22 protein-coding genes and 1 pseudogene are annotated in these 16,386 nt (G+C 58.6%); 7 read left to right on the top strand and 16 right to left on the bottom strand.

Features of this window, described 5'->3' with window-relative positions:
* Positions 1-4 precede the first annotated feature (4 nt).
* Complete coding sequence (gerQ, locus tag BN1189_RS08860; protein ID WP_040227499.1) at positions 5-373, top strand: spore coat protein GerQ; 369 nt, start codon at positions 5-7, stop codon at positions 371-373.
* Between the two features lie 55 nt (positions 374-428).
* Here gerQ and BN1189_RS08855 read toward each other — a convergent pair whose 3' ends face one another.
* From BN1189_RS08855 to BN1189_RS08825, 7 genes and pseudogenes are all read right to left on the bottom strand, one after another.
* Entirely contained in the window at positions 429-809 is a 381-nt protein-coding gene (locus tag BN1189_RS08855; RefSeq protein WP_040227496.1) for a DUF423 domain-containing protein, read from the bottom strand.
* A 38-nt stretch (positions 810-847) separates the two neighbouring features.
* Positions 848-1,120 carry a YwdI family protein gene (locus BN1189_RS08850; protein ID WP_040227494.1) on the bottom strand — a complete coding sequence of 91 codons (273 nt, stop codon included), beginning with the start codon at positions 1,118-1,120 and terminating at the stop codon, positions 848-850.
* A 63-nt stretch (positions 1,121-1,183) separates the two neighbouring features.
* Positions 1,184-1,633 (bottom strand): annotated as a pseudogene (locus tag BN1189_RS08845) (uracil-DNA glycosylase); the annotation flags it as partial.
* Between the two features lie 66 nt (positions 1,634-1,699).
* Entirely contained in the window at positions 1,700-2,080 is a 381-nt protein-coding gene (locus BN1189_RS08840) for a DUF423 domain-containing protein (RefSeq protein ID WP_040227496.1), read from the bottom strand.
* A gap of 38 nt (positions 2,081-2,118) precedes the next feature.
* Positions 2,119-2,391 carry a YwdI family protein gene (locus BN1189_RS08835; protein ID WP_040227494.1) on the bottom strand — a complete coding sequence of 91 codons (273 nt, stop codon included), beginning with the start codon at positions 2,389-2,391 and terminating at the stop codon, positions 2,119-2,121.
* A 63-nt stretch (positions 2,392-2,454) separates the two neighbouring features.
* Positions 2,455-3,132 (bottom strand): uracil-DNA glycosylase, encoded by a 678-nt coding sequence (locus BN1189_RS08830; RefSeq protein ID WP_373604623.1) that lies wholly within the window; start codon positions 3,130-3,132, stop codon positions 2,455-2,457.
* A gap of 8 nt (positions 3,133-3,140) precedes the next feature.
* Positions 3,141-3,881 (bottom strand): DUF4230 domain-containing protein, encoded by a 741-nt coding sequence (locus tag BN1189_RS08825; protein ID WP_040227491.1) that lies wholly within the window; start codon positions 3,879-3,881, stop codon positions 3,141-3,143.
* 194 nt (positions 3,882-4,075) lie between these two features.
* Here BN1189_RS08825 and thiD point away from each other — a divergent pair, with 194 nt between their 5' ends.
* From thiD to BN1189_RS08805, 4 genes are all read left to right on the top strand, one after another.
* Positions 4,076-4,909 carry a bifunctional hydroxymethylpyrimidine kinase/phosphomethylpyrimidine kinase gene (thiD, locus tag BN1189_RS08820; RefSeq protein WP_040227490.1) on the top strand — a complete coding sequence of 278 codons (834 nt, stop codon included), beginning with the start codon at positions 4,076-4,078 and terminating at the stop codon, positions 4,907-4,909.
* A gap of 169 nt (positions 4,910-5,078) precedes the next feature.
* On the top strand, positions 5,079-5,429 hold the full coding sequence (locus BN1189_RS08815) for a YojF family protein (protein ID WP_040227488.1): 351 nt from the start codon (positions 5,079-5,081) through the stop codon (positions 5,427-5,429).
* Positions 5,430-5,442: 13 nt separating this feature from the next.
* A complete protein-coding gene (gene bshB2 / locus BN1189_RS08810; RefSeq protein ID WP_040227486.1) occupies positions 5,443-6,138 on the top strand; it encodes a bacillithiol biosynthesis deacetylase BshB2 in 696 nt (231 codons plus the stop codon).
* A gap of 167 nt (positions 6,139-6,305) precedes the next feature.
* Positions 6,306-7,664, top strand: a complete 1,359-nt coding sequence (locus tag BN1189_RS08805) for a YjiH family protein (RefSeq protein ID WP_040227484.1) — start codon at positions 6,306-6,308, stop codon at positions 7,662-7,664.
* A 108-nt stretch (positions 7,665-7,772) separates the two neighbouring features.
* Here the strand turns inward: BN1189_RS08805 and BN1189_RS08800 are convergent, their stop codons facing one another.
* Complete coding sequence (locus BN1189_RS08800) at positions 7,773-8,663, bottom strand: GNAT family N-acetyltransferase (protein WP_052455775.1); 891 nt, start codon at positions 8,661-8,663, stop codon at positions 7,773-7,775.
* Positions 8,664-8,766: 103 nt separating this feature from the next.
* A complete protein-coding gene (locus BN1189_RS08795; protein ID WP_040227482.1) occupies positions 8,767-9,720 on the bottom strand; it encodes an L-threonine 3-dehydrogenase in 954 nt (317 codons plus the stop codon).
* Between the two features lie 183 nt (positions 9,721-9,903).
* Here BN1189_RS08795 and BN1189_RS08790 point away from each other — a divergent pair, with 183 nt between their 5' ends.
* Positions 9,904-10,566, top strand: coding sequence for a hypothetical protein (locus tag BN1189_RS08790; RefSeq protein ID WP_143242283.1), 663 nt, complete (start codon positions 9,904-9,906; stop codon positions 10,564-10,566).
* Positions 10,567-10,569: 3 nt separating this feature from the next.
* A complete protein-coding gene (locus BN1189_RS16100) occupies positions 10,570-10,731 on the top strand; it encodes a hypothetical protein (RefSeq protein WP_179860936.1) in 162 nt (53 codons plus the stop codon).
* A 425-nt stretch (positions 10,732-11,156) separates the two neighbouring features.
* Here the strand turns inward: BN1189_RS16100 and BN1189_RS08785 are convergent, their stop codons facing one another.
* From BN1189_RS08785 to ybaK, 7 genes are all read right to left on the bottom strand, one after another.
* A complete protein-coding gene (locus BN1189_RS08785; RefSeq protein ID WP_052455774.1) occupies positions 11,157-11,444 on the bottom strand; it encodes a DUF6958 family protein in 288 nt (95 codons plus the stop codon).
* Positions 11,445-11,455: 11 nt separating this feature from the next.
* Complete coding sequence (locus BN1189_RS08780) at positions 11,456-12,646, bottom strand: glycine C-acetyltransferase (RefSeq protein WP_040227478.1); 1,191 nt, start codon at positions 12,644-12,646, stop codon at positions 11,456-11,458.
* Between the two features lie 73 nt (positions 12,647-12,719).
* Entirely contained in the window at positions 12,720-13,034 is a 315-nt protein-coding gene (locus tag BN1189_RS08775; RefSeq protein ID WP_040227476.1) for a DMT family transporter, read from the bottom strand.
* Positions 13,034-13,366 (bottom strand): DMT family transporter, encoded by a 333-nt coding sequence (locus tag BN1189_RS08770; protein WP_040227474.1) that lies wholly within the window; start codon positions 13,364-13,366, stop codon positions 13,034-13,036. Before BN1189_RS08770 ends, BN1189_RS08775 begins: the two co-directional genes overlap by 1 nt.
* A 679-nt stretch (positions 13,367-14,045) precedes the next feature.
* Positions 14,046-15,113: a hypothetical protein gene (locus BN1189_RS08765; protein WP_040227553.1), complete on the bottom strand. Its 1,068-nt coding sequence runs from the start codon at positions 15,111-15,113 to the stop codon at positions 14,046-14,048.
* A gap of 89 nt (positions 15,114-15,202) precedes the next feature.
* Positions 15,203-15,847 (bottom strand): YczE/YyaS/YitT family protein, encoded by a 645-nt coding sequence (locus tag BN1189_RS08760; protein ID WP_040227472.1) that lies wholly within the window; start codon positions 15,845-15,847, stop codon positions 15,203-15,205.
* A gap of 44 nt (positions 15,848-15,891) precedes the next feature.
* Positions 15,892-16,380: a Cys-tRNA(Pro) deacylase gene (gene ybaK / locus BN1189_RS08755; protein WP_040227470.1), complete on the bottom strand. Its 489-nt coding sequence runs from the start codon at positions 16,378-16,380 to the stop codon at positions 15,892-15,894.
* Positions 16,381-16,386 lie beyond the last annotated feature (6 nt).

Raw genomic sequence — 16,386 nt, 5'->3', positions numbered from 1 at the left:
CCAGATGGTCCAGTATTATTGGAATCCGAACATCCGGCCGGTCCCGATGCAGCCGGCCGTCCCCCAGCAGACGATGCCCCCGCAGGTGACGCTCCCGGCAGGCGGCCGGCCGCAGCCCCAGGGGGAACAGTCCTATATCGAAAACATCTTCCGGCTGAACCGGGGGCAGCCGGGGACGTTCCATTTCTCGTTCGAGCACGGCGAGCGGGGCACGACGACGAAGACGGTGCGCGGATTCGTCGAGGCGGCCGGCCGTGACCACGTGATCCTGCGCGAGGCGCGGACCGACCACCGGTTCCTGTTCCCGATGATCTACTTCGACTATGCGGAGTTCGACGAGGAACTCAACTACTTTGAACAGACGCCGAGATGAAAAAAGGGGCATCCGGACGGCCGCGGCCGATCTGGATGTCCCTTTTTCAACCTGGTCAGCCCAGATGCTTGGCCGCGGCGATCGCGAGCATGAGCCAGCCGACGATGAACGCAACGCCCCCGAAAGGCGTGATCGCGCCGAGCACGCCGATCTGCGTGAGCGCGAGCACGTACAGGCTGCCGGAGAACAGGATGATCCCCGCGAACAGCATCCAGCCCGCCCAGTTCAGCGACGTCAGGCTGCCGAGCAGCGACGGATGCTGGAGCACGCCGATGATGATGAGGCCGATCGCGTGGTACATCTGATACTGTGCGGCCTTTTCCCAGACGCTCATGTAATGGTCGTTCAGCTTGCCTTCCAGCCCATGGGCGCCGAATGCGCCGGCCGCTACGGAAATCAATGCGTTGATTGCGCCGGCCATCAAAAAGAATTTCACTCATTTTCCCCTTCTTTCGGTCAATCTCGTTTGATCTGTCAAAAATCGAAGATGGAGTCGCCGTTCGCTCCGTCTTCCTCCCGCTTCGGCGCTGCCTGCGGGACCGGCTGCACGCCGGGAAGCGGCTGAGGCCCGGACAGCGGCATTGGCTTCACTTCGGGTATCCGGCTTTGCGGCCTGCCGCCGAGCGCGACTTCGGCCAGGGAGCGGATGGCGGCGAACGCCTCGCGCCGCTGCCCTTCATCCCGCGCGGTTTTCGCCTCGTGCAGACGACGCTCCATCTCTTCGGTGATCCGTTCAATCGGCACCATTCGATCCTCCTCCAATCCATTCACCCGACCATTTTACCATGCGCTCCGGACGAGGCACGCCGGTCAGGCCTTCGTCCGGCACCAGTCAATCTCCTCTTCGCCCCACTCCCGCAGCTGCTCATTCACTTTCGAGAACGGACGGCTGCCGAAGAACCCGCGCTTCGCGCTGAGCGGACTCGGGTGCGGCGATTCGATGACGGCGTGGCGCGACAAGTCGATCAGCTTTTTCTTCTGCTGGGCGGGCTTGCCCCAGAGGACGAACACGACGGGCTTTTCCCGCTCCGACAGTTTCTTGATCACTTCGTCGGTCAACGTTTCCCAGCCGTGCCCGCGGTGCGAGTTCGCCTCTCCCGCCCGCACGGTGAGCACGGTGTTCAGCATCATGACGCCCTGCTGCGCCCAGCCCGTCAGCATCCCGTCCTCCGGTTCCCCGCAGCCGATGTCCGACTGCAGCTCCTTGAACACATTGCGCAGGCTCGGCGGCTTCCGGACGCCGGTCTTCANTTGAACAGACGCCGAGATGAAAAAAGGGGCATCCGGACGGCCGCGGCCGATCTGGATGTCCCTTTTTCAACCTGGTCAGCCCAGATGCTTGGCCGCGGCGATCGCGAGCATGAGCCAGCCGACGATGAACGCAACGCCCCCGAAAGGCGTGATCGCGCCGAGCACGCCGATCTGCGTGAGCGCGAGCACGTACAGGCTGCCGGAGAACAGGATGATCCCCGCGAACAGCATCCAGCCCGCCCAGTTCAGCGACGTCAGGCTGCCGAGCAGCGACGGATGCTGGAGCACGCCGATGATGATGAGGCCGATCGCGTGGTACATCTGATACTGTGCGGCCTTTTCCCAGACGCTCATGTAATGGTCGTTCAGCTTGCCTTCCAGCCCATGGGCGCCGAATGCGCCGGCCGCTACGGAAATCAATGCGTTGATTGCGCCGGCCATCAAAAAGAATTTCACTCATTTTCCCCTTCTTTCGGTCAATCTCGTTTGATCTGTCAAAAATCGAAGATGGAGTCGCCGTTCGCTCCGTCTTCCTCCCGCTTCGGCGCTGCCTGCGGGACCGGCTGCACGCCGGGAAGCGGCTGAGGCCCGGACAGCGGCATTGGCTTCACTTCGGGTATCCGGCTTTGCGGCCTGCCGCCGAGCGCGACTTCGGCCAGGGAGCGGATGGCGGCGAACGCCTCGCGCCGCTGCCCTTCATCCCGCGCGGTTTTCGCCTCGTGCAGACGACGCTCCATCTCTTCGGTGATCCGTTCAATCGGCACCATTCGATCCTCCTCCAATCCATTCACCCGACCATTTTACCATGCGCTCCGGACGAGGCACGCCGGTCAGGCCTTCGTCCGGCACCAGTCAATCTCCTCTTCGCCCCACTCCCGCAGCTGCTCATTCACTTTCGAGAACGGACGGCTGCCGAAGAACCCGCGCTTCGCGCTGAGCGGACTCGGGTGCGGCGATTCGATGACGGCGTGGCGCGACAAGTCGATCAGCTTTTTCTTCTGCTGGGCGGGCTTGCCCCAGAGGACGAACACGACGGGCTTTTCCCGCTCCGACAGTTTCTTGATCACTTCGTCGGTCAACGTTTCCCAGCCGTGCCCGCGGTGCGAGTTCGCCTCTCCCGCCCGCACGGTGAGCACGGTGTTCAGCATCATGACGCCCTGCTGCGCCCAGCCCGTCAGCATCCCGTCCTCCGGTTCCCCGCAGCCGATGTCCGACTGCAGCTCCTTGAACACATTGCGCAGGCTCGGCGGCTTCCGGACGCCGGTCTTCACCGAAAAGCTCAGCCCGTGCGCCTGTCCCGGCCCATGGTACGGATCCTGGCCGAGGATGACGACTTTCACCTGTTCATACGGCGTGAGTTCGAACGCCGTCCAGATGTCATGCATCGGCGGATAGATCTCCCGGCTGCCGTATTCCTCCTTCAGGAAATCGCGGAGCTTTGCGTAGTACGGCTTGCGGAATTCCTCTTCCAGCTCATCTTGCCAGTCGTTGTTCAGAATATCCTTCACCAATCCGATCACTCCTTGAATCCGACTTCGACTTCATACCCTGCGAACGAGAACATCTCCTTCACCGCGGTTTCCGCATTCCGGCGGGCCGTCTCCAGCACGCCCTGCTCGGTCGCCTCATCGATGATCATCGACTGGGCCTCCCGGGCGAGTTCATAGCCTTCCTTGATATCGGCCTTGTCCCGGAACAGCCCTTCCTGGGAATAAATCTCGACGTCATCGAACCGGATGTCCGGCTCGCCGAGGAATTCCGGTTCCGGAACGGTGATCTGGACGGTCCCGGCGTCCTTGTCCAGCTTGATGTCTCCTTCACCGACCTGGCTGAAATCGATCCCCGCCTTCACCGAGCCCGGGATGACGACGAGCAGATGGCGCTTCGTCCCCGGGATATCGAGGCCGATGCTCTGGCCGAACAGTTCGTTGTCGGTGCGTTCGATGATCACCTTCGTGTACGCCTCCGCAGTCGCAAGCTCGTTCAGCTCCTGCACCCGCTGGACGACCGCGCCCTTGTCTTCCACGAATGTGCTGCCGCCGACGAGCATCCGGATGGCGATGAACGGCACGAGGATCAGCAGGAGGAGAAGTGGAATGGCCGCCCAGAGGAATATTTTGAGCGCGCGCCGTCCTTTCCTGCTTTCCGACCTTCTGCCGGACGCCGGAGCGGGCGCCTCCCATGTTTCGTCGACCGTCACCGCCGCCTCTTCCTCATCCCGTTTGCGGCCGGTCTCTTTTCCGTCCCGGTCTGCCATGGTGTGCCTCCTTTCCCGCCGAACGGGCGGTCGTTGCTCTGATTCTATCTGATTCTTTTAATTCTACCCGATTCCGCCCGAAAAAACGCGTATGGCGCTGTCGACACCGCCTGTCCCCTTTGCAGAAATTTCGATTATCCGGCTGTTTCCTGTTACAATAAAGGAGTGAAACCACGAGAAAAGGAGTCCTGAAGATGGCACTGAAAAAGACACTCACAATCGCAGGATCTGATACATCGGGCGGCGCCGGCATCCAGGCCGACCTGAAAACATTCCAGGAACACGGCACGTACGGCATGACCGCCATCACCGTCATTGCCACAATGGACCCGGACAACAACTGGAACCACGGCGTCTATACACTTCCGATCGATGTCCTGAAAGAACAGCTGAAGACCGCGCTTTCGGTCGGCGTCGATGCCCTCAAGACCGGCATGCTGAGCACGGAAGACGTTATCCGGACAGCCGGCGAAGGCATCCGCGAATCCGGCACGTCCCATGTCGTGATCGACCCGGTCATGGTGTGCAAGGGCGAAGACGAAGTCCTCAACCCGGGCGTGGTCGACGCGATGATCGAACATCTCCTTCCGGTTGCGGAAGTGATCACCCCGAACCTGCTCGAAGCCGGATTCCTCTCGGGCCTCGGTCCGGTCAAAACGATCGATGACATGAAAAAATCGGCCGAGAAGCTCCATGAACTCGGCGCAAAATATGTTGTCATCAAAGGCGGCAAGCGCCTGCAGCACGAAAAAGCGGCCGACCTGTACTTTGACGGCGACAAATTCCTCCTTCTGGAAACAGAAAAAGTCGACACGACCTACAACCACGGCGCCGGCTGCACGTTCGCGGCCGCCATTACGGCGAACCTCGCGAACGGACTCGGCGTGGAAGAAGCCGTCCTTGAAGCGAAGAAATTCGTCGCCGCCGCCATCGTGCACGGCTGGCAGCTGAACGAATTCGTCGGCCCCGTCCTCCACGGCGCGAAAAATGAATTCGGCGTCCCGGACGTGACTGTAAAAGAGATCTGAATGAACTCATGGAGAGACGGCCGGGACAAGCTCCCCGGCCGTCTTTTTTTGATTCGAGGGCTGAGGTCTTCCCGCCCGCCGGCTCCTTTGAGCGCGCAAATCGCATTCGGTGCGGATGTTCTCTATACTTAATCACGTGAGAAGTTTTCCGAGGAGGGCTGAATGGCTGATGGAAAAAGTGAATCGGGAGGATCTGCAGCGCCACATCGACGCGTTTGCCGGCAAAGAGGTGTATGTCCACCTCGAGACGACGAATGGCTCGTATGCGGCCCACTTCAATGAAGGATTCTTCAATGCGGGTGCATTCATCCGGAACGTGCAGGTGCGTTATGAACTCGGCAAGGTCGTCGGGGATTCGCCGCACCGCGTCGGACTGAAGCTGCCGTACGGCTGGGTTTATGCACAGGGCATCACTCATTATGAAATCGACGAATATGGCCGCCTGCTCATGGCCGGGTTTGACGGGACCGGAAAGCTCGCCGTCGCCCTTGAGCTGAGCGAAACGCCATTTGCCTATTAAGGAGATGACCGAAATGCCAATCGAAAAAGAACGCCATGTGCTCGTCGTCTTCCCCCATCCGGATGACGAAGCGTTCGGCGTATCGGGGACGATTTCAACGTACATCCAGATGGGCGTGCCGGTGACGTACGCCTGCCTGACGCTCGGCGAGATGGGCCGGAACCTCGGCATGCCGCCGTTCGCCACGCGCGAGACACTTCCGGATATCCGGAAGAATGAATTGAAGGCCGCCTGCGAGGCAATGGGCCTGGAGGACCTTCGCATGATGGGACTCCGCGACAAAACGGTTGAATTCGAAGACGACGAGAAGATGGTGAAGCTCGTCACGGACCTCATCGAGGAGACGGACCCGTCGCTCATCATTACATTCTATCCCGGATATTCCGTCCATCCGGACCATGAAGCGACGGCACGCGCGGTCGTCCGTGCGGTCCGGCGGATTCCGGAAGCGGACCGGCCGAAGCTGTATGCGGTCGCCTTCGCGAACGAAACGGCCGCCGATCTCGGCGAACCGGATATCGTCCATGACGTGGAGGACATGCTGCCGCGGAAGATCAATACGCTGAACGCCCACGCATCCCAGACCGTCTGGATGATGAAGGAAATGGAAAAGCAACTCGCCGAAGGCAATCCCGAAGCGGTCGAGCGCTTCACGAAAGAGAAGTTTTATCAGTACCCTTGGCACAACGATTTTGAAAAATCATTTTGACGAAGCCCCCTCTCCTCGGCTATTGTGGAGAGGGGGTTTTTCCTGCCCGGAGCTGTCTGAATTCACTCACTTTAAATGGAGCATTTACTTATTCATTTAAGTGAATTAATATGTAAAGCAATACATACAGGCCATCCGGGCAAAATAAATGATGGGGGAAAAGAGAAATGAAGAAATTTGGTTCGTCGACGTGGCTGTGGTTCCTCATCCCGTCGATCATCGGCGTCTTCCTGTTCATGGTGCCGATCAAATATGAAGGCGACTGGATCGTGCCGATCGCCATCCTCGCCAACTGGCTCGCCGGCATCATCGTGCCGATCATCACATGGGTGGCGGTCGCCGTGCTCGTCGTCGCAGCGCTCGGATCGGTCATCATGCTGTTCGCCCCGAAGAAAACACCGGAAGAACGGGGTTTCTGGTCAAATCTGTTCGGTGTTTCGCTGTTCTGGACGATCACCCGTGTGATCGGGGCCATATTTGCAGTCATGACCGCCTTCCAACTCGGGCCGGAAGCGATCTGGAGCGGCGGCACAGGCGGCCTCCTCTTGGATCCGGCCGATGGGCTCGTCACCTTCCTGTTCACGATTTTCATCTTTGCCGGACTGCTGCTGCCGCTTCTCATGAATTTCGGCCTGCTTGAATTCTTCGGCACGATGATGGTGAAGATCATGCGCCCGCTGTTCAAGCTGCCGGGCCGCTCGTCGATTGACGCGCTCGCTTCCTGGGTCGGAGACGGCACGATCGGCGTCCTCCTGACCGACAAGCAGTACCAGGAAGGCCACTACACGAAAAAAGAAGCTGCCATCATCGCCACGACGTTCTCCGTCGTCTCGATCACCTTCTCGATCGTCATCATCGGAACGGTCAACATGGAAAAGTATTTCCTTCCGTTCTACGGGACGGTCGTCATCACCGGGCTCATCCTGGCGCTCATCATGCCGCGGATCTATCCCCTTTCGAGAAAGAAAGAGGAATACATCGACGGCCGCCCATTCACGGGCAAGGGAGAGCAAGTGCCTGAAGGGTATAACTCATTCACGCACGGCGTGGAAAACGCCCTGACGAAAGCGCACGCCAACCGGAACATCGGCAAGACGATCTCGGACGGCATGAAAAACGTCTTTGACATGTGGTTCGGCGTCATCCCGGTCGTCATGGCATTCGGGACGATCGCACTGATCCTCGCTGAGTACACAAGCTTCTTCCAGATCATCGGGAAGCCGTTCGAACCGTATCTGGCACTCCTGCAGATCCCGGAAGCCGCCGCGGCGGCCCCGCTCATGATTGTCGGATTTGCGGACATGTTCCTGCCGTCGATCCTCGCGGCCGGCACGATCACTTCCGACGTGACGCTCTTCACCGTTGCCGCCATCTCCGTCGTGCAGCTCATCTACATGTCGGAAGTCGGCGGCCTGATCCTCGGCTCGAAAATCCCGGTGAACTTCTTTGAACTGTTCATCATCTTCATCCTCCGGACCATCATTGCGCTGCCGATCATCTCCGTGATCGCCCACCTGCTGTTCTGAGGAAAATCAAAAAGCAAAGCCGGCTCTCTCTCATGGGGGGCCGGTTTTTTGGTGGGATGAGCGGCTGGGGGGAATCAGAACTGGCCGTCCTGTTTCAAGGCCGGACTCTCACTTCCCCGCTTCCTCCAGCCTCCAGGCGGTCATGCGGTGAATCGTCCGGAAGCCCGCCGCTTCGTAGAGCCCGAGCGCGGCTTCATTCTCAGCCTCGACCGTAAGTCGGATTTCGTCGATCTGGTCGTGGTTCAGCAGCTCGGCAAGCCCCGCTTCAAGCAGCCGGGTGGCGAGACCTTGGCGGCGATGGTCCGGGGAGACGGCGAGAAATTCGATGCTTCCGTCGCCGTGGATCGGGTCGGCCTCCACATACACATAGCCGCGTATCCGGTCTTCTCCGTCAGGGATGACCAACAGCCCATTTCGGCCGTCCAGCCTGGACAGAATGTCTGCACCCGAATAATACGTTCCCGGAAACGTTTCATCATGCAGTCGGATAAATGCCTCTTCATAAGCCGGGCTGAACGGGACGGCCGGATGTTCTGCGGGCAGCTGCGCTGCGCCGTCCGCGCCGAGGATGAGATGATGTCCGGTCTTTTCAGCGCCCAGCCTGTCGATGAAGATCGCTGCGTCCGTGTTTTCTTCATTCACAAAGAAATCAAAACGACTGATCGTCTCGCCGGCCGGATCCATCGCCGTATGCCAGAGCGCTGCTGCAACTTCCCGGAACGGTTGCCCGGACGCGACGAACGGACCCCACACTTCCGCGCTTCCTTCTTCGGAATCCGCATCCAGGCCAAGCGCCCCGATGATCCGGCCTTCTCTTTCAGCGACCCAGAAGGACCGGGCCAGGCCGAAATCCGAGAAATCCCCTTCGAGCGTATGCCGGATTTCCTCCGGCTCCGCTCCGCAATAACCGATATGCCGTCCGTGATCCCGGTTGATGGCGGCCAGGAAAACGGCAAGCGGAGCAGCCTCCCCGACTGGCCGGATTGTTATCTCTTTCATTTTGTATCATCCCCTTCTCATTCAGCTACCGGATCCGTCCGGCCCGGTCACCGGTACAAAAAAAAGACACCGCCCGGATTCCCCCGGCAGTGCCTCCTTTCATTTATTTTCCAAGTTTCGCTTTCAGTTTCTCCAGCATGTCCGCGGTCATCGAGTCGAGGTCATACCGGGCCTTGAAGCCCCACTCCTCTTTTGCGGCGGTGGCGTCGATCGAATCCGGCCAGCTTTCCGCGATCGCCTGCCGCTCCGGATCGACATCGTACTCAAGCCGGAATTCAGGAATGTGCTTTTGGATGGCGGCACCGATCTCGGACGGTTCGAAGCTCATCGCCGTCACGTTGAATGCATTCCGGTGGGTGAGTTTCGACGGGTCTGCTTCCATCAGGTCGACGATCGCCTGCAGGGCGTCCGGCATGTACATCATGTCCATGTAAGTGCCTTCCGCGATGAACGACGTGTACGTTCCTTCTTCAAGCGCCTTGTAGTAAATATCAACCGCGTAATCGGTCGTGCCTCCCCCCGGAAGCGCCACGTAGGAAATCAGCCCCGGGAACCGGACGCCGCGCGTGTCGACGCCGAACTTCGAGAAGTAATAATCGCAGAGCAGCTCGCCGGCGACTTTATTGACCCCGTACATCGTTGTCGGACGCTGGAGCGTGTCCTGCGGCGTGTTGTGCTTCGGCGTCGACGGACCGAACGCCCCGATCGAGCTCGGCGTGAAAAACTGGAGCCCGAGTTCCCGCGACGTTTCAAGCGCGTTGACGAGCCCGCCCATGTTCAGGTTCCAGGCGAGAAGCGGCTTTTGTTCCGCAGTCGCCGACAGGAGTGCTGCCATGTGGATGAGCGTGTCCGCGCCGAACGACTTGGCCAGCTCGTGCATGCGCTCCCCGTCCGTCACGTCCAGCTGCATGAACGGGCCATTTTCCGCAGAAGAGCCTTCCGCAGGCTTGCGCAGATCGGTCGCAAGCACATTTTCAGCGCCGTAAAGCCCTCTCAGCTTTCCGGTCAGTTCCGATCCGATTTGGCCAAGCGCGCCGGTCACCATGATCTTCTTCATCCGATTCACTCCTCAGACATTCATTTGTATTTCTGTGGTGTACATTATATTTAGATAAAGCCTTGATGGGGCTATCCTTTTATGTTCCCTATTATAAAATGTAGCTGCCAAAAGCACAACAACGGAATCCTTTCACTGTCGGCGGGGCGTTGGTATAATAAAGAAAAAGACCGAGGTGCCGCTTTGAATGCTGTCGTTCAATTTTTGATCCTGCTTGTCGTACTGTCGGCCGCCGCGTTCCTCCTCCTGTTGGCACGGGCGCCTTTCTGGCTGATCTTGCTTGTCATTGTTGCGGTATACATGGCCGTGACGACCCTCCCGACCTTCTACACCGTCTACAAGTCGCAGAACGTGCGCGCGATCGACCGCTTCCTGCTGCGGAATTACCGCAAGCCGATCTTCTACTACGCCTACAATGTCGGACACGGATCGGACGAAGACATCCAGAAATCGCTGCGCACCATCATGGAAAAGAGCACCCGTGGCGATACCCGGCACGTGTACGGCGCGCTGCTCGGCGTGACCCGCGGAGACGGGGAAGAAGTCCTGTCCGCCGCCGCGAAGATCAACCCCGGACCGCTCCGGTCGTACTACTACGCGTACGGCAACGCGCTGAACGGGAATCTCGACAAAGCGCGGTCCATCGCCGACGGGATCTCCGACGAATGGATGAAACACACGATTTATGCAGTCCTCGCGAAACAACAAGGCAACACGGAGGAGTTCCGGAGAGAAGCCGGGCTCGCGAAAGAAACGTCGACCGGCATCCAGCACTATCTGCTGCATCACAACTTTCAAAAGATGGAGGATCAAGTGGGCCAATCCAAAAACGCACAGGAGGGATGATCGATGATTCAATTTGTCGAGAACACTGCTGTCGAACTGAAGGATGGACGCCGCGGACTGATCATAGACATCCGGGACATGGAAGGCATCGTCCAATATGACGTGGAGCTCGGCGACGGTGAGATCGTCACCGTCTTCGCGGAAGAAGTGCGCCGGCCGGTGTGAGCCGGCGTGCCCGGAGAGGTTGGGTATAGGTGGAGCGAGTGTGATCGCAGAGGGTCCGAGTGTCATCGGAGAGGGCTCGAGTGTCATCTCAGAGGGCTCGGGTGTCATCTCAGAGGGTCCGAGTGTCATCGCAATGGCTTCGAGTGTCATCGGAGGTGGCCCGCGAGTGTGATCGCAGAGGGCTCGAGTGTCATCGGAGTGGCCTGAGTGTCATCGCATAAGCTCCGAGTGTCATCGCAAAGGCTTCGAGTGTGATCGCAAAGGCTTCGAGTGTCATCGGAGGTGGCCTGAGTGTTATCGCAAAGGCTCCGAGTGTCATCGCAGAGGGTCCGAGTGTCATCGCAATGGCTTCGAGTGTCATCGGCGGCCCGCCGGATTAGATTCCAATAAAAAAGAGGCACCGGATTTCCGGATGCCTCTTTTTTTCATGGTTTTTTGATGTACTGCCGGCCTTGTTGCTCAAATCGCTCGAGTTCTCCCCGGGCTTCCATGTCGAGCTTCACGGCGGTGATGTACCACTCCGTCTTGCCGTCAAAGTGGGAAAGCCGTTTCGGGGCGCGTTCGATGAGGTCCATGAAGGAGATCTCTCCGGCAGCGTCCACTTCTTCGAGGATCGCCAACCGGATCGCGTCGTACCTTCGTTTTAGGATCTTCGCAGCATTCTTTCCCTCCGGGTGTTGAAGCTGGATCTGTTCCTCGTCACGCTTTTTCACAGGATTCCTCCTCAGCTGATGACGCCGAGTTCCTTGCCGACTTTCTCGTAGACGGCGAGCGCGTCATCGAGCATTTCTTTCGTGTGGGCGGCGGTCGGCATGTTGCGGACGCGGCCGGTGCCTTGAGGGACTGTCGGGAAGACGATCGATTTTGCATAGACGCCTTCTTCCATGAGGCGCTTCGAGAACTGCTGGGTGAGCTTTTCTTCGCCGATGATGCACGGTGTGATCGGCGTTTCGGAATGGCCGATGTCAAAGCCGAGCTTCTTCAGCCCGTCTTTCAAGTAGTTGCCGTTCTCCCACAGCTTGTCGACGAGTTCACTCGAGGCGAGCAGTTTGTCGACGGCCCCGATGACCGCGGCCACGTCGCCCGGTGTCATCGCCGTCGAGAAGAGGAACGGGCGGGAGCGGACTTTCAGCCAGTCGATCAGCTGCTGCTTCCCTGCAACGTAGCCGCCGACCACGCCGATCGCCTTCGAGAGCGTGCCGATCTGGAAGTCGATTTCCTTCTCAAGGCCGAACTGCTTCACGGTCCCCTTGCCGTTGCCGGTCACGCCGGAGCCGTGGGCGTCGTCGACGTACGTGATGAGATCGAATTCCTTGGCGATCTCCACTGCCCCCGGCAGATTCGCAATATCGCCGTCCATCGAGAACACGCCGTCCGTGATGTACATGACTTTATTGTACTGGCCGGACTCGGTCGCTTCTTTCGCTTTCTTGCGCAGGTCGTCCATGTCCTGGTGGTTGATGCGGATGATTTTCGCGCGCGACAGCCGGCAGCCGTCGATGATCGAGGCGTGGTTCAGCTCATCGGACAGGATGGCGTCGTTTTTGTCCATGACCGCGGAAATCGCCGCCATGTTGCAGTTGAAGCCGGACTGGTAGGCGATCGCCGCCTCGGTCCCTTTGAACTCGGCGAGTTTCTCCTCGAGCTTCAGATGAATGTCGAGCGTGCCGTTGATCGTCCGGACGGCGCCTGCCCCGACGCCGTATTTGTCGACGGCATCCTTCGCGAGCTTTTTCAGGTCTGCATCTGTCGCGAGGCCGAGGTAGTTGTTCGAGCTCAGGTTGATGAGCTCTTTGCCGCCGACCTTGATTTTCGGACCGTTCGGGCCTTCCACCGGATCGATTTCGTTATACAGGCCTGCGCCCTTCAGTTCCTGCAGGTTTTCTTCGAGAAATTGATTTAGAATCTTTGACAAAGAAGATCTTCCTTTCAGCCAACATGATATCCCCATTTTAACACAGAGCCGCCGTCCGCACTTGCCGGAACGGTCAGCCGAACAGCTTCAGACCGGCCGCCCCTGCAATGATGAGCGCGATGAACAGCAGCCGTTTCCAGCCCGCGGGCTCATGGAAAAACAAAATTCCGATGAGCACGGCCCCCGCCGCCCCGAATCCCGTCCAGATCGCATACGCGGTTCCCATCGGCAAATCACGCATCGCGAGCGACAGGAACAAAAAGCCGAAGCCGAACGTGAGGACGACCGGGATGAGCCGCCACCACTTTTTGTCTCTCAGATACAGGTTGATCGTCATCATCCCGAAGATCTCCCCGAAGCTCGCCAGGAACAGATAGAACCACGCCATCAGCCTTCGCCCCCTTCCCCGCCGGCGTCATCCGTCAGCTTGATGCCGGCGACCCCGATCAGGATGAGTGCAATGAAGATGAGTTTGACCGGCGCAAACGGCTCCCCGAAAATGATGATGTCGACGAGCACGATCGCCGCCGCCCCGGAACCGGTAAACACGGCGTACACCGTCCCGGACGGCAGCTTTTCGCATGCCTTGATGATGAAATAAAAGCTGAAAACGATGGCCACCACGGTACCCGCCCATTCGAGGAACGTCTCCGAGTGGGTGAGTCCGACCACCCAGAACACTTCAATAATTGCCGCAAACAGTACATACAGCCACGCCATGGCCTGTCCCCCTTTAATTGATGCCTGTCCTTCCACTTTATCAAACTTCGGGGGGAATGAAAGGATGAGGCTCGATTTCAAATTCAATCTCCATGTTGTAAATTCAGTTTCCATATTGTAAATCCGCCGTCCATATTTTAAATTCACGCTCCAGATTGTAAATCTGCTCTCCATATTTCAAATCCGCACGCCATATAGTAAATCCGCCGTCCATATTTTAATTTCACGCTCCATATTGTAAATCTGTCGTCCATATTTCAAATCTGCTCTCCATATTGTAAATCTACTTTCCATATTTCAAATCCGCTCTCCATATTGTAAATCTACTCTCCATATTTCAATTCCGCTCTCCATATTGTAAATCTATCGCCCATATTTCAAATCCGCTCTCCATGTTGTAAATCTACTCTCCATATTTCAAATCCGCTCTCCATGTTGTAAATCTGCCTCCCATATTTCAAATTCGCCCGCCATATTGTAAATCCGCCGTCCATATTTTAAATTCACGCTCCATATTGTAAATCTACTTTCCATATTTCAAATCCGCTCTCCATATTGTAAATCTACTTTCCATATTGCAAATCTGCCGTCCATATTGCAAATCCGCCCCGCCTCCATCCCGCCTGCACAAAAAACAGCCGCTGCACTGGATGCTCCCCAGTGCAGCGGCCTTAATTTTCTACAGTTGTTCTTTTACCCTTGCGACATTTGCCGCCCATTTTTCCGGGTCGATGGCGCTGTCCATTCTGGCGCGGACGGCGTGGACGGTTTCGGCGTAGCTGTTCATCCATGCCCGGCCGTCCAGGATGCGGGATCGGTAGGCGTCCGCGATCACACCGGCCTTCTTTTCGGCCTCCGGATCCTCCCGGCACATTCCGGCCATGTCGATGATTTCATCGCCTTCGCGCTCGGGGTTGTATTCGTGCGGGTTCGTCGCGTCGAACAGGCAGACGGACAGCTCCGGAATAATGACAAGGTCGATGCTGCCGGGATCGAGCGCACACCAGCCGTACATGATGTCAAAGCCGCGTCGCTCCGCTTCCTTTCCGATCGCCCGCATGAGCGTCGACTTTCCGGTCCCCGGGTGGGCTTTGATGAGCAGCCGTCGCCGGAGGTCTTTCGTCACGTCCGGGAAAAAGTCGCGTGCTCCGTCCAGCGTGAGCGTGCCGATGAACCGGTTCGAGACCGCCGCCGGTTTGTTCAGCGTCATGTCGCCGAAAAGCGTTTTCTTTAGGCTGTCCGCGAGTGCATCGGCGAGTTCCCAGGACATCCGGCTCTGGTTCGCTTTTTCCCATTTGTCGTGGAGTTCCTTCGCCTCTTTCATCGCTGCGAGCGTCTTGCCGAGCGCCCGGTCGCCCTTTTCGGCGGTCTCCCGGATGAAGCCGTTCTGGAGCCGGAGCCGGTCTTCGTCGTAGGCGTCATAAAATGTCACGACCCGGTGCGGTCCGCCGATGTGGGCCGGCTCGAGCGGCACCGGGTGCGAGGCCTGGGCGAACAGGAACCCCGGTTTCGGGATGTAGACCGCGTCTACCCCGTCCGCCGTGAGCGGATCATGGAACAGCTCGATGTCCCGGCCGCGCTTCGTATAGTGGGCCCCGATTTCCCGCAGGAGGTTGGACAGCGCACCGGTCGGCGGGGCTTTCAGGAGGACCGCCTTCGATGCCTTGCCGAGCAGCTCCCCGTATTTGTGGACGATGCCATCGCCTGTGTAGGCGGTTCCCATGAATGAAGTGACCTTCCCGTTCAAGCGGATCATCCTTTCTTTCTTGACGGGATAATATATGCAGCGGAAAGGCAAAAAAGCACGGCACCCGGTTCAAAGGGTCCGTGCTTCGTTCATTTTGCCGGCGTGCCTCCGAGCGCCGTTTCATCTCCCCGGCATACTCTCAGGAGAAGCGTGCGGAACCACGGGATCGAATGGTGGACGAGCTGTCCGAGGAAGAGCGCGATCACGACCGTTCCGACGCCGACGGGGCCGCCGAGCGCCCAGCCGGCGATGGCGACCGTCACTTCGAGCCCGGTCCGGACCCTCTTCACGCTCCAGCCCGTCCGGTCCGTGATGATGAGCATCAGGGTATCCCGGGGGCCGGCACCGATGTTCGGCGATACGTACATGCCGATGCCGACGGCCATGATCGCCGTCCCCGCGATGAATATTCCGGTCTGCCCCGCGAGCGAGCCGATGTCCGGCAGCAGCCAGTAGAAGAAGTCGATGAACAGGCCGATGAGCAGCATATTGAGCCACGTCCCGATCTGCGGCCATTTCCTGAGGACGACCGCCGTTCCGGAAACGATGAGGAGTCCGGTGATGATCGACCAGGAGCCGATCGTGAGGCCGAAGTTTCGGAACAGGCCGACGTGCAGCACGTCCCACGGCCCGATCCCGAGCCGTTCCCCTTTGATCGTCATCGTGATGCCGAGCGACAGGATGAGCTGCCCGGCAAAGAAAAACACCCAGCGCCAAATCTGGGTCCGATGCATGGCGACCCTTCCTTCCGAAGCCGGGACGCGGGCCGGTACCCGGGTCATTTGACGAGCGGGGCGAATTCCGCATCAGCCGCCGCTGCCAGCACCTTCGGGTCAAGCTTCATCTGGAGGCCGCGCTTCCCGGCACTCACGACGATCCGCTCCAGCGCCGCGCCCGATTCATCGATGAATGTCGGAAACTCTTTTTTCATGCCGAGCGGGGAGCAGCCTCCCCGGACATATCCCGTGACATCGGTCAGGTCTTTCAGATGGAGCATGTCGATTTTCTTCTCCCCTGCCGCCTTCGCCGCTTTTTTCAGGTCGAGTTCATCATCGACGGGAATGACGAAGACGAAGTATTTGCCCGTTCCGGCAGTCGAGACGAGCGTTTTGAACACCGTCGCCTTTTCCTGCCCGGTCTTCTCGGCAACGGAAACCCCGTCGATTTGTCCGTCATCGGCATTATATTCAATCAGCTCGTAATCCGCCTTCATCCGGTCGAGCTGCCGTGCCGCATTCGTCTTGTGGACTTTCTCTTTTTTGCCCATGGCGGG

Source organism: Bhargavaea cecembensis, from assembly GCF_000826125.2.
Classification (GTDB): Bacteria; Bacillota; Bacilli; order Bacillales_A; family Planococcaceae; genus Bhargavaea; species Bhargavaea cecembensis_B.
Note: the sequence above shows the minus strand (reverse complement) of the source record. Positions and strands in the feature narration are given on the sequence as shown.